This window comes from Ktedonobacter robiniae (genome assembly GCF_016587375.1).
Lineage (GTDB): Bacteria > Chloroflexota > Ktedonobacteria > Ktedonobacterales > Ktedonobacteraceae > Ktedonobacter > Ktedonobacter robiniae.
On sequence record NZ_BNJG01000003.1, the window covers coordinates 1,249,932 to 1,262,495 of the forward strand.

The window sequence follows — 12,564 nt, forward strand, 5'->3', positions numbered from 1 at the left end:
ATATTGCAGAGGCCATCGAATGCGCCCTAGCCATGGAGCCGCAGCACCGTTTCACCTCCGTCAGTGACTTCTGGCAGGCACTCCACACCCCCCTACCTATCGGCGAACAACCCACACGTAAACGGCCCGTGCCTGAAGCCATTATGTTAGGCACACCCGCAAACTCCTCGATCTCGAGTGTCGCTACGCAAGCACACACCCTACAGCGATCCTCACAGGCAAAACCCAGCCAGGAGCGTCCATGGAATGTGCATCGCGGCCTGGCAGCCCTGGCCCTGGTCGTAGTCCTGGCACTCATCCTGGGCACCATGATCTATGCCACAGCCCAGCAGGCAACGGCCAGGGATACACACGCACAAACCATCACACCTACCAGCACACCCTCAATGTACAGCGCCCTCGCCAACTACTACACCGGAACAATGACCCCCAAAACATCTATCCATCACACCGCGCTCACCCTGAGCCAGATCCAGCAACACGACGCTAGTTTCAACGGAACCCTGACTATGGCAGGCCAACCCGGCTCCCTGCATATTGAAGGCACAACCGCTATCGATCACGCTCTCCAGTTCAACGTCGCCAGCAATAGCGGAACGCTTCTCTTCAAGGGCCAGATCTACCCCGATGGACATCTCGCCGGCAGCTACTGCCCCCAGACCCAGAGCACCACCTGCGACACCGGCACCTGGAGCGCCACCCCCACGTCTCCCCCACCCACGCCCACGCCCACGAAATCTGTCACACCCCCTCCAACCCCAACCAGTAGAGGTGGAAACAACAAGGGTAATGACAACGGTAATAAGAAAAAACACAAGGGAGGGGAAGCCTAAGTAGGGCCTACGCCCATGCAGGAAGACAGATCCCAGTAGCCGCGTACGCTAGTAGCGCCCTACGCCATCGTCGTGTAGTAAGCATGCAGAACCGCGTCTAGCAGGCCGGGGAAGCGGGCTTGCAAGTCTTCGCGCTCGCGTTTATCCTGCTCACCTCGCGCATCGGGAGACAGGCAAAAGAGCAGGGCGTGATCAAGGCTGCGTAAGCCTCTGACAGTGGTACAAGATCCAGGTCGTGGGTAAAAAGCCGTCTGTTCCTACACCTGAGTTGAGGCGTAGAGCCAGGCGGCTCTAGAAATACATCTGCGCATAGGTCAGTACAAAGAGAGGAGAGCTACCTGCCCCTTCACATTCATGATTTGATCTTGTTCCTGCTCTGTAGCAGCGTGGGTAGACCCTTTTATTTCCCGGCCCGCTTCATCATGGCCTTCAGCGCCTCTATCTCGCCCAGGTGCCCACAGCTGCCCAGAAAGACTGTTTGCAGCATTTGCTGTTTTGTGAGTTCAGCTCCCGGATATATCGGCTGCTGCAGTGGTTCGGAAGAAGGCAGGGAACGCAAGAATGTGCATATGACCTCACATAGCTGGTCCAGGTACATGAGCAGGTCCTGGGCACTAAGCGGCGGGATAGCAGCGACCTCTTCCAGCGTATAGCCAGTTACCGCGCCCAGGCCTTTCTCACCAATGCCTTGCGGATTATAGCCTGTGCGTTCAGCCCAGCCACGTGTAAGCCAGAGCTCCTCTGCTGGCTTTCTCCCATCTAGAAGACGCGCGACGACATCAAGCCAACGGCTAAAATGCCAGACCGTCACGCCAATAGAATTCCCTTCCGCGTCCGGCTGCCAGGCCAGCTCCCGCTCTGAAAGGCCCTCCACCTCAAGATGCGCCCACTTAGACAGCGACTCTATAAGCTCGGCATAAAGTTCGATATCCTGCATTATGATTTTTCTCCTTTGTTCATCCTGTCAAACAAACACTCTTCCCTGGCACTACTTTCCGGCTCTCTTCTATCTCTTGTCTCGGCTCACTGCGCGAACCACGGGGAAAGGACAACCTTCCCTTTGAGCACCTCAGGCATGAAAGAGAGAATTCTCTCTTCGAGGCTCCACTTGTGGCGCGCCAATTGGCCTTCTCAAGCATAGGGTTTATTATGATATAGTGTCAATATCAAGTTTCTGAGCATTTATTTCATTTTTACTGAACGAAGGAGGCAGGATGGAACTACGCTACCTTGCGACATTTCAGACTATTGTGCGTGAAGGGAGCTTTATCAAAGCCGCCGAGACGCTTTCCTATGCCCCATCGACCATAACCCTACATGTACAGCACCTGGAGTCGGAGCTAGGATTCAAGCTCTTTGTGCGCCAGGGGAAACAAATTCAGCTCTCAACTGCTGGGCAGGCACTCTATGAGCAGGCAGATACTCTGCTTCAGCACGCCCGCACACTTGAGCAAACCATGAAAGAAATCGTTGCCGGCGAAAGCGGCAGTCTGCGCATAGGAGTTATCGAGCCTGCCGCCAGTGTGTACTTCATGCCCCTGCTGGCCGAATTCTGCCAGGAATATCCCAAAATGCATGTGACATTGGAGGTTACAAGCACGCACTTTATCTGTCAATGTGTAGCAACAGGCAAGCTGGAAATCGGCCTCTGTTCTCCTCCACCAGCCGAACTGGGCTTAACCTTTGAGCCGCTCTTTTTTGAACCCATCGCCCTCCTCATCCCTGCGACACACCCCCTGGCCCAGCTTTCGCGCGTGACGCTAGCCGACTTGCAAGATCAACCCCTGCTACTTACTGGTCAGTACTGCGCCTACCGTGAAACCATTGAGCATTTCTTCACTCAACGCGGCCTCAATATGCGCCCATGCATGGAGATCAGCAGCTTTGACACCCTTAAGCAAGGGGTAAAAGCCGGTATTGGTATCGCGGTTGTTCCCGCCAGAGCCGTCACACCTGCTCCAGAAGGAACTGTTCTCCACCCCCTTGCCGATTTTGAGCTGCGATTGCCCGTAGGCCTGATTCGTTCATCACAACACTACGTCTCCCGTCCTGTACTGGAAAAACTCATCACAAAGTTACGCACACAGGCTGAGTGATGAGAGTTCCCCCAGTGTCTTCAAAAGAATAGACTGTTACATTTCCTCTGATCGTGACGTTTGTTGAGGTGAGATCTCTAAAAATTGAGGAATATGATGCATCAGCCCCAACATCCTATAGCAGCGCAGCCCCCGCACGCATCGTCTCCCACAATTTGCATCTCCCGCCAGAACCTCATACACTGTATGAGAGATCAATGAGACTATGTTTATTCAGCATTGGGAGAGATGTATGTCGATAGAACAGTATTTACGGGAGGCACCGAAGGCGGAACTGCATGTCCACCTGGAGGGCGCGGTCCGTCCCGATACGCTGTTAAAGCTGGCACAGCGCAATGGAGCATCCTTGCCGAGTAAGAGCGTGGAAGAGCTTCAGCAGTGGTTCCAGTATCGTGATTTCAAGCACTTTATTGAGATTTACCTGGCTATTTCGAGCTGCCTGAAGCAGGCCGAGGACTATGAGCTGATTGCTTATGAATTTGGCGAGACGATGGCGCAACAGAACGTGTGCTATGCCGAAGTGACCTTTTCGCCCTGCACACATGCCTTTACCCTGGGCGTGCCCTTCGATACCTATTTCGCGGGCCTGACACGTGGCCGGGAGCGGGCGCACCAGGATTTTGGCGTCGAGATCAACTGGGTCTTTGATATCGTGCGCAATCTGTGCAACGAGCCAGGCGTCTCTGAGCGTGCCGACTACACCGTCAAGGTGGCAAAAGAAGGAATGCGCGACGGGGTAGTAGCTCTCGGCCTGGGCGGCAACGAGGTTGGTCATCCTCCTGAGTGGTTCGAGCGCTGGTTTAATGAGGCACGCGCTGCTGGCCTGCATAGCGATCCTCACGCAGGCGAGATCGCGGGTCCCGAGAGCGTCTGGGGCGCGGTGAAGGTCCTGGGTGCTGAACGCATCGGGCATGGTGTACGCTCAGCCGAGGATGAGAGCCTGCTGACCTACCTCGCCGAGCACCAGATTCCCCTGGAGGTCAATCCAACCAGCAATATCTGCCTGGGCGTCTATCCCGATTACTCACACCATCCCCTACTCAAATTGATGGACGCAGGCATTCCCGTCACGGTCAATACCGACGATCCACCACTCTTTAATACGACACTCAACCACGAGATAGACCTGCTCCACAGCACCTTCCAGCTCGAAGTGGCTACCATCAATACGCTCCTATTAAATGGGATACGCTACAGCTTCCTGCCCGCCGAGCGCAAAGCTACCCTGCTCGCGAAATTCGAGGCTCAGATGCTAGACCTCACCAAGCGCCACTTGCTGGCAGAGTAACCTCTGATACATGTGATCAATATTTTTCATGTAACATAGGCACTAGGTTCATGGCGTGCCATGAACCTAGTGCCTATGTTTAATCACGTGCGCGTACCGGGCGGTTGATCAGGGCGATGCCAGCGGCAACCGCGACCAGGCCCAGGGCGTCGCGCAGTGTGAAGGGTTCGCCCAGCAGGAGGGCCGCCAGGGCCAGACCCGCTATCGGCGTCAAGAAGTAGTAGGCGCTGACCACGCTGGCCTCACCTCGCTGCAGGAGCCAGAACCAGAGCAGCGAGGCCCCAATGCTGATCACCAGCACAAGGTAAAGGAAAGACTCGATCAGTGGCGCGTTCAGGGTAAACTGCTCAGGATGCTCAAAGAGCAAGGCTGGTATCAGCAACGCGAGGCCAGCAGCCCCCAGTTGCACAGTGTTGACGACGAAGGCGTGCTCGCGTGGAGGATAGCGCTTGTAAAAAAGCGTAGCAGCAACCAGTCCAATGACGCCAATAAAGGAGATGAGCATACCACCCACAGTATCGAGCTGCCCATTGCCATTCAGCCTGGCTCCCATGACAAAGAGGACGCCGCCAAAGCCCAGGAGAAGTCCCAGGACACGCCACCATGTCAAGCGCTCACGCAGCACAAAAGGCGCAACCAGGGTCAGCAGCAGCGGATTTGTCGCCGCGATAATCGAGCCCATACCTGCCGAGAGAGAGCGCAACGCCTCATAGTTACAGCCCAGGTAAAGGGCACAATTGAGCAGACCAAAGAGGGAGAGGCGTCCCCAGGCGGCCCAGCCACGCGGCCAGGGCACACGCCAAGCCCACGCCAACAGCGCCATCAGCAGCGCGGCCACCAGAAAGCGGATCGCGAGAAAGGTCAGCGGCGGGCTATAGCTCACGCCAACCTTGGTGGCGATAAAGGCCGAACCCCAGAGCAGAATATAGAAGAGTGCCACAGCCACAATCAGCGGTGAACGCCGAGTGAGAGAGGCAACCTTCCCGACCGTACTCTCATTCTGCCGAGAAAAATCAGTTGAGGGCTCCTGCCGCACCGCGCGCGCCTGGTCCGCTGTATCCATCTAGTTATGACTCCATTCTAATTTGCATATGTCAAAGATAATGATAGCCGTCCAGATGCGCTTTTGCTACAGCCAATCGCACGCAACCTACATTATATTGGCTGTAACCCGGCGCTACACATCTTACTAATACAGGCGCTTGCGGTAGCTTTCCTCCAGATAGGCATCCATGTCTGCAACAGAGGTGTTCGCGGGATGAATCTGCTCTACCAGGATTCGTCCCAGGGAGGGGATAACCGAGCGCTCAGGCCAGGTTGTGGGATCCCAGAGATGTGAGCGTTTGGCCGCTTTGGCGCAGTGCATGAAGCACTCCTCGACCTCAAGTGCGATGGCGGCGAGCGGAAGCTTCCTCTGGGCCTCCATCCCTTCGAGCAATGCGCGATCACGAATAATCTGCGCGCGCCCATTCACGCGCAGTATCTCCTCAACGCCTGGAATCAGGAAGAGCAGGCCAGCCGCCGAGGTCTGGAGGATGTTGCGCAAGGAGTCGAGCCTGCGATTCCCGGGACGCTCAGGAATGAGCAGCGTCTTCTCATCCAACACCTGGACGAAACCGGGGGCATCACCACGCGGTGAGACATCGTAGTGCCCATCAGCGCTCGCCGTGCCAAGCAGCAGAAAGGGAGAGTGAGCTATAAAATTACGGCAGTGGCTATCCAGCGTGGAGAGCTGTTTGCGCACCACCAGCTCGCTTGGAAAACCTAGAAGTTCGCGCAGCTCTTCCTCAGAGGTAATGACCTCTTGAAATTGGGACGTGCTCATAAAATAAATACAACCTTTCGCTCTCGTTTTTTCAATCCATCACTCTAGCATACCACTAGAATGCTTCAGAAATAAAAAGAGGGGAGTATCGAGTGCAACCAGAGAAGCGTTGTAGCACGCCACAACGTATACTCTAGTAACAGAGGCTATTCTGTGAGGAGCAGACTCAATGCCAGTGCATCTGTTTTATGTTTGCTTACCAGTGTTTCTCTTGTCTAAGCGTAAAGTATCAGGTTCCTTTGTATCAAGCTGAGAATTATTCGCCTGAGCAAACAGAGAACGGTAAGGCTCCTATCCATACCCGGTAGTGAATAAAAGCTTACACTCAGGTACAATAAATACTAATAGCTTGCTTTTAGCTACTTGTGGTTCAGCCTTATCAACTGAACAAGAGAGAGAGATTGATGAGTATAGCGATAAAACACATGGATATAGATCAGTTACCAAAGACACCCTCTACATTTGCGAATGTTGTAGAGCAATTCTTGCAAGAATGCTGCATATTGGAAGAGCAGCAAAGCATTGAGGATGCTCAGCTCTTCGCCAATTTCCGTGCATACTACAAACGAGTATGGCAGGGCGAGCCGCATCCGGCGCTGCTTGGCCAGTTTCGCGTTGAACTTACACAGCGAGGCTACCACTCCAGCAGCGACAAGCATCCTACCTGGTACGGCCTTACGCTTCGCCCCAAAGATACATAGATAGAACAGATATCTCGGTTGGAAGGCTCTGAACGCCCCTTTCTAGTTGATGAACATAACAGGGCGCCTCGTGCCTTGCTTCAGCCCCAATCTTCCCTCGCCTCTACCCAACTGATCTTTAAGGCAAAGTTTCTTAGCCAATCAACATAGCTCTCCAATATCGTCATTCCCTTATCACTCTCGCTCTGGCGTATCCTCTTTCTCTGACTGGGCCTGATTCCAGCTACACAAAAGCTGCACAGCCATTTCTTTCTCTATGCTTGCGCGCTCTTCTTTGCTCGAAAGAGTCCAGTTCATGAGACGGTAAGAGCCCCCAAACGAGATAATAAACGCTGGAAGCGACACCAATACAATCAGGCTTCCAAACAAGAGATCGTGTGTGATAGCGAGTAGAATTCCACAGACAAGAGTCGCTAAACAACTTACCAGGGCAATACCTACAAAAATAAACGTCTCCTTGTTTGGCACCAGGCCTATGTTCCACAGCAGGCGTCGTACTTTCTCCATAGATGCGTCCTTTCATTTTTTATAACTATTAGCAATACAATTTAAAACCATTTGCTATATATAGTTTTAACATGTTGGAAAGCGCTTTGTCAATGAATAGATGCAACTAAGAATAACGAGAAACACAGGCGAAAACTGGCAGCACTACTTCATATCTCATTTAGTAGATGATGTGGAGTGGCAATGCTGCGGGCATTGCCACTCCACATCATCTATTTCTACTTAGCGTCGCAGACACTAAACAGTGATTAGAAGAAGAATAAGAGAGAACCAAACAACACGGCAACAGTAAAAGCGATCAAAAGAACATATATAGCATGTTTAGCATTGGAGCCACCATAATTTAAATTTGTCATTTCATACCCCCCAATAAACAACTGGTAGGATCAGAAAACCTTCAGGTATCAACACGAACGATAAGAGGAAAAAGTATTCAAAGAAACGCAATGAATCACTAAAACATAGTATGTACTAAACGCTCACGCTCCTCAATGCGTCACTTCATAAATTTTCTGTGAGTTTGCTCACATCACTTCCCATTCTCATCTGCTTCTTGCCTCGGCTCGTTACGCTCGCCGAGGGGGAAGGGGGTGTGGGTGGAAAACGGCTTTGCCGTTTTCCACCCACACCCCCTTCCCCCTGAACGCCTGCGGCGCGAAGGGCTCCATATGCATGAGGATTGGAAAGCCCTGATTTCTATACAGCCTGGTTTGACAGTGCGCTTCTCTGCGTGTATGCTAATACATAGAAATCCGAGGTATATAGATTTGCATAGTATATGGTACTACGAGGTATGAAAGTGGTACAGATAAACCGCGAACTGATGAAAGGAAGCCTTGAACTGCTGCTGCTGGCTGTTCTGGAGCAGGAGCCAATGTATGGCTACCAGATTGTGAAGGAGGTCAGAGTCAGTAGCCAAGACGTTCTTCAGCTCAAGGAGGGCTCGCTCTATCCCGCGCTCCATCGCCTGGAGAACGCGGGCCTGGTAACCAGCGCCTGGCAAACGCGCGATGATGGCTCACCCCGTCGCTATTATCAGCTTACACACCTGGGACGCGAAGCAGTCAGGGCGCGCCGCCAGGAGTGGCAGATGTTTACCAGCGCTATAGAAGGAGTGCTCCGCCATGCATGATCCCCAGAAACAACCCTTTGAGCTGTATTTAGCGACCATTGACTATATGCTGGTAGGCATTCCCCAGCGGCGACGGATGGAAATTCGCCGGGAGCTTCTCACACACCTGGAGGACGCGGCCACCGATCAAGGGCTATCATCCGCAAATCCTGAGCTCCAGCGCGAGGTTATCAAAACCCTTGGCTCCAGCCTTGACCTGGGAGTGGAGCTTCACCAGGCTCATTATGCACGTTATCTTACTCCCAGACGCATCTTCGATATCACGACCGCGATCATATTGTCTCTGCTAATGAGTCCCTTCTTCCTGGTGGCGGCACTCATCATCAAATTGGAGACGCCGGGACCAATTTTCTACACCTCAGAATGGCTGGGACAATATGGGCAACGCTTCAGACTCTATCGCCTGCGCACTATGACGCATACAAGCGACGAAGCCTTGCGCATCACACACTTTGGTGCCTGGATGCGCAAGACTTCGCTGGATGAGGCTGGCGCGCTCATCAATGTCCTGAGGGGCGAGATGAATTTCTTTGGTCCACGCCTGCTACGCCCGGGCGAGACCAATTTGAGTGATCCACGTTGCCGCCGCATCCTCCAGGTTCCTCCGGGCTTGAGCAGTCCCAGCCTGCTGCGTCATGGCTTCCCCCCGCGTCGATCTGCAAACCCAGCTAGCGCTCGACGAAGATTACCTCAACAGGCATTCCCTACGCTACGACTTCTATCTCTTCTACAAAACCCTACGCGTCATGCGCCATCAGTCCCGCGTGTAATAATAATGTCGACCATTAAGAATGGAAGTAATATGTATGAGTGATTCAGTGTATGTTGTTCGTGACCTGGTCAAGCAGTATCCGGGGCAGGAGCAGCCAGCGAATAAGGATATTAATCTGGCGATTGAGCAGGGTAAGATCTTTGGTATTCTGGGCAGTAATGGCGCGGGCAAGACGACGCTGGTACGCCAGATGGTTAACCTGCAACGCAGCACCTCGGGCCAGATCACGCTCTATAGCAGAGATATTCGTCAGCATCCCTATCTCATCGCGCAATATGTTGGATATATGCCCCAAGATAGCGAGGCGCTCAATAATATGAGCGTAAGCGAGGCCCTCTACTTTACGGCCCATTTGCGCGGAATGAGCCGATCAGATGCACGCCGCGAGCGCGACGAGTTGCTCAAGCTCTGGCAGATCGAGGAGTTGCGCGATAAATATAGCTCCAGACTCTCAGGCGGCCAGAAGCGTATCCTGCGCCTCGCCGTCGCCACCGCCGCGCACCCACCCATTCTGATCCTCGACGAACCCACAAACGATCTCGATCCCCAGAAGCGCAAGCTGGTCTGGGATGTGCTGCGCCACTTGAATAGCGCGTATGGCACGACAATTATCTTTATCACACACGATGCCATCGAGGCCGAGAAGATCGTGCAACGCGTGGGCATCATGCGCCAGGGTAGTTTCGTGGCTATGGGTCCCCTGACTGAGCTTAAACGCGAGGTCGGCGAGAAGATGCGCCTGGAGCTCTTCTTTCCGGCTGAGTCTCCGCCACCACTGCCAACACACCTGCAATACAACGAACTCGCGCCTGGGCGCTGGCTCGTGCTCTTAGAGCGCCACGAGGCTGGCGCGGTCATTGATGCCCTTCCCCTGCATACTATTGACGACTTCCACCTGTATTCCGCGACACTGGAGGATATTTACCTGCACTATGTCACAAAACATCCAGCTACCACAAACGCTACCCGGTGAGCGCCGCGCGCCCTCACTGCTCACGCAATTTCTCGATGTGTTCTTGATCGAGTTGACCAACTGGCGCTGGTCCTGGCGCTCGCTTATCACCCTGGGCATGATCTCACCGTTACTGAGCACTACGGCTCTTGGCACCTTCGCCCGCGATTCTGGCTCCCTCTCGCTGAGTTATGTCCTGGTCGGAAATATCGTCCTGGCACTCCTCTTCAACAACATGAATAACGTGAATGGGCATGTCTTCTTTATGCGCGAGCATGGAACACTCGACTATTTCGCGACCCTTCCCGTCCGGCGCTATATCTTGATTCTGGCGATCCTGGCGGCTTTCCTCCTCCTCTCGCTCCCCTCGCTCCTGGTGACGATCATCGGCGGCACGCTGATCCTGGGCGTACACCTCCAGATCAGTCCCTTGCTGCTCATCGTGCTACCCCTGTGTACACTGCCTTTCTCCGCCATTGGGGCGCTGATAGGTGCTCGCATGCGCACGCCCGAGACCGCTAACGCCTTCAGCTATATCCTGACGCTGGTGCTACTTGCCCTCGGTCCCGTAGTCATTCCACCCGATCACCTCCCGCCCTTTATGATCTTCATTGGCCGCTTTAGCCCGGCGACCTACGCGGCTTCGGCCCTACGCCAGGTCTTACTGGGACCCATCACCAACCAGTTCCTCATCGATATAGGCGTCATGGCTGGTCTCACCGTCATTGCCTTCTGGTTCGTCAACCGCAAACTGGACTGGAGTATCTAGCAAATACTTGCTCGTGTAGTTTATGAGGGCTTACGTATTGTACGTAAGCCCTCATAAACTACATGACGACTTCTTGCATCTGTTAAAAAAGATTAAAATCAGGTTAATCCCTTTAACACTTTTTGCTTGACAATAATCAATATATGTTTATACTTCTTTCTAGGACACAATTCCTTGTGGTAATGTCGCAATTACTGCATCAAGTATTTTGTGCCTTCTCTTAGGAGAGGAAATGTTTGTGCCAGGCATGGAAGTCACCTCGCGACTTTTATGTGCCATTTCTTCTAAAGAACCTCTTTGCATTGTGTTTGATGCATTCTTCATGCGAAAAAGGACGTTTCGCAGGCAAGAAGCTGCTCACCCACAGGAAAGCTCTCTTGCTGAAAGAGGAATTCGCATTAGCGAAAGGAAGGCACATTGAAAAGGCTTATCAGTCTCTTCAGCATCGCAACCCTACTTTCCTTTATGCTGCTCAGCTTTAGCACCAGTTACGTATTTGCTCAGCAGCACCCATCCAAACTTCGCTTCCATAGTGTTTGTGGCATTAAAGTGGTTGACCTCGCGCAATGTAACGCCATCCAGATTGATGCCAACACCAGCGGCGTGAAGCCCAATGCTAGTAGTCCCTCCGGTTACAATCCTGCCGATCTTCAGTCAGCGTACAAACTGCCATCTGCCAGCGCAGGCAGCGGGCAGACCGTCGCCATCGTCGATGCTTACGACGATCCTAACGCAGAGTCAGACCTGGCCGTCTATCGCTCAAAGTTTGGTCTCCCCGCCTGTACCACAGCTAATGGCTGCTTCAGGAAGGTCAACCAAACTGGTGGCACCTCATATCCCCGCGCCAATAGTGGCTGGGCTGAGGAGATCTCCCTCGACCTGGACATGGTCAGCGCCATCTGTCCCAATTGCCACATCCTGCTGGTTGAGGCCAAATCCTCTTCATTCGCCAACCTGGGCACAGCTGTAAACACAGCTATTAGCCTGGGCGCTAATACCGTCAGCAATAGCTACGGTGGCAGCGAGTCCAGCGGCGAATCGTCCTACGCCTCGTACTACAACCATCCCGGCCATATTATCACCGCCAGCTCTGGTGATAGCGGCTATGGTGCACAGGTTCCCGCAGCCTACAACACCGTTGTTGCGGTTGGTGGTACCTCGCTCAGCAAGAGCAGCAATAGCCGTGGCTGGACTGAGACGGCCTGGAACGGCGCAGGCAGCGGATGCAGCGCCTACATCTCCAAGCCGAGCTGGCAGAAAGATACTGGCTGCTCCAGGCGCACCATCGCCGATGTATCGGCGGTTGCTGATCCAAACACTGGCGTCTCAGTCTATGACACCTATGGGAATGTCGGCGGCTGGCTCGTCTTCGGTGGCACCAGCGTTTCTTCACCCATTATCGCCAGTGTCTATGCTCTGGCCGGCAACGCCAGCAGCGTCAACGCCGCTTCTTCTCTCTACAGTCATACGGGTAATCTCTTTGATGTGACCAGTGGTAGCAATGGCAGCTGCGGCGGTTCCTACCTTTGCACAGCCGGTACTGGTTACGATGGACCCACTGGCCTGGGTACACCCAATGGAACCGGAGCCTTCTAGTTTGTAATTTCTAGCTTGTGATTTCTAGTTTAGAAAAAAGCATTTCTTCTCTTTCAGGCCTTGCCGCGAGGTGGCAAGGCCTTTTCATATGCT

At 53.4% G+C, this 12,564-nt stretch carries 13 protein-coding genes; 9 read left to right on the forward strand and 4 right to left on the reverse strand.

Annotation, left to right across the window (positions count from 1 at the left end):
* The first annotated feature begins 32 nt into the window (after positions 1 to 32).
* Positions 33 to 833 carry a hypothetical protein gene (locus JMJ04_RS37990; protein WP_201375559.1) on the forward strand — a complete coding sequence of 267 codons (801 nt, stop codon included), beginning with the start codon at positions 33 to 35 and terminating at the stop codon, positions 831 to 833.
* Between the two features lie 400 nt (positions 834 to 1,233).
* Here JMJ04_RS37990 and JMJ04_RS37995 read toward each other — a convergent pair whose 3' ends face one another.
* On the reverse strand, positions 1,234 to 1,770 hold the full coding sequence (locus JMJ04_RS37995; protein WP_201375560.1) for a DinB family protein: 537 nt from the start codon (positions 1,768 to 1,770) through the stop codon (positions 1,234 to 1,236).
* A gap of 277 nt (positions 1,771 to 2,047) precedes the next feature.
* Between JMJ04_RS37995 and JMJ04_RS38000 the strand changes: the two genes are divergently transcribed.
* Together JMJ04_RS38000 and add are read left to right on the forward strand one after the other, a co-directional pair.
* The gene (locus tag JMJ04_RS38000) at positions 2,048 to 2,929 is read left to right on the forward strand and encodes a LysR family transcriptional regulator (protein WP_201375561.1); all 882 of its coding nucleotides are present in this window, start codon (positions 2,048 to 2,050) and stop codon (positions 2,927 to 2,929) included.
* A gap of 232 nt (positions 2,930 to 3,161) precedes the next feature.
* The gene (add, locus tag JMJ04_RS38005; protein WP_201375562.1) at positions 3,162 to 4,217 is read left to right on the forward strand and encodes an adenosine deaminase; all 1,056 of its coding nucleotides are present in this window, start codon (positions 3,162 to 3,164) and stop codon (positions 4,215 to 4,217) included.
* A 79-nt stretch (positions 4,218 to 4,296) separates the two neighbouring features.
* Here the strand turns inward: add and JMJ04_RS38010 are convergent, their stop codons facing one another.
* Positions 4,297 to 5,280, reverse strand: coding sequence for a DMT family transporter (locus tag JMJ04_RS38010; protein WP_201375563.1), 984 nt, complete (start codon positions 5,278 to 5,280; stop codon positions 4,297 to 4,299).
* A 126-nt stretch (positions 5,281 to 5,406) separates the two neighbouring features.
* On the reverse strand, positions 5,407 to 6,042 hold the full coding sequence (locus JMJ04_RS38015) for a pyridoxamine 5'-phosphate oxidase family protein (RefSeq protein ID WP_201375564.1): 636 nt from the start codon (positions 6,040 to 6,042) through the stop codon (positions 5,407 to 5,409).
* Between the two features lie 404 nt (positions 6,043 to 6,446).
* On the opposite strand from JMJ04_RS38015, the gene JMJ04_RS38020 reads away from it, so the two are divergent.
* On the forward strand, positions 6,447 to 6,743 hold the full coding sequence (locus JMJ04_RS38020; RefSeq protein ID WP_201375565.1) for a hypothetical protein: 297 nt from the start codon (positions 6,447 to 6,449) through the stop codon (positions 6,741 to 6,743).
* A 174-nt stretch (positions 6,744 to 6,917) separates the two neighbouring features.
* Here JMJ04_RS38020 and JMJ04_RS38025 read toward each other — a convergent pair whose 3' ends face one another.
* Positions 6,918 to 7,250 (reverse strand): hypothetical protein, encoded by a 333-nt coding sequence (locus JMJ04_RS38025; protein WP_201375566.1) that lies wholly within the window; start codon positions 7,248 to 7,250, stop codon positions 6,918 to 6,920.
* Positions 7,251 to 8,043: 793 nt separating this feature from the next.
* On the opposite strand from JMJ04_RS38025, the gene JMJ04_RS38030 reads away from it, so the two are divergent.
* The 5 genes from JMJ04_RS38030 to JMJ04_RS38050 all read left to right on the forward strand — a co-directional run bounded on the left by JMJ04_RS38030 (position 8,044) and on the right by JMJ04_RS38050 (position 12,471).
* Entirely contained in the window at positions 8,044 to 8,382 is a 339-nt protein-coding gene (locus tag JMJ04_RS38030) for a PadR family transcriptional regulator (protein WP_201375567.1), read from the forward strand.
* Positions 8,375 to 9,196 (forward strand): sugar transferase, encoded by an 822-nt coding sequence (locus tag JMJ04_RS38035; protein WP_201375568.1) that lies wholly within the window; start codon positions 8,375 to 8,377, stop codon positions 9,194 to 9,196. Before JMJ04_RS38030 ends, JMJ04_RS38035 begins: the two co-directional genes overlap by 8 nt.
* Complete coding sequence (locus tag JMJ04_RS38040; RefSeq protein ID WP_236038874.1) at positions 9,189 to 10,127, forward strand: ABC transporter ATP-binding protein; 939 nt, start codon at positions 9,189 to 9,191, stop codon at positions 10,125 to 10,127. The genes JMJ04_RS38035 and JMJ04_RS38040 overlap by 8 nt, the downstream gene beginning before the upstream one ends.
* On the forward strand, positions 10,087 to 10,875 hold the full coding sequence (locus tag JMJ04_RS38045; protein WP_201375570.1) for an ABC transporter permease: 789 nt from the start codon (positions 10,087 to 10,089) through the stop codon (positions 10,873 to 10,875). The genes JMJ04_RS38040 and JMJ04_RS38045 overlap by 41 nt, the downstream gene beginning before the upstream one ends.
* Before the next feature lie 417 nt (positions 10,876 to 11,292).
* A complete protein-coding gene (locus JMJ04_RS38050) occupies positions 11,293 to 12,471 on the forward strand; it encodes a S53 family peptidase (RefSeq protein WP_201375571.1) in 1,179 nt (392 codons plus the stop codon).
* Positions 12,472 to 12,564: the final 93 nt, after the last annotated feature.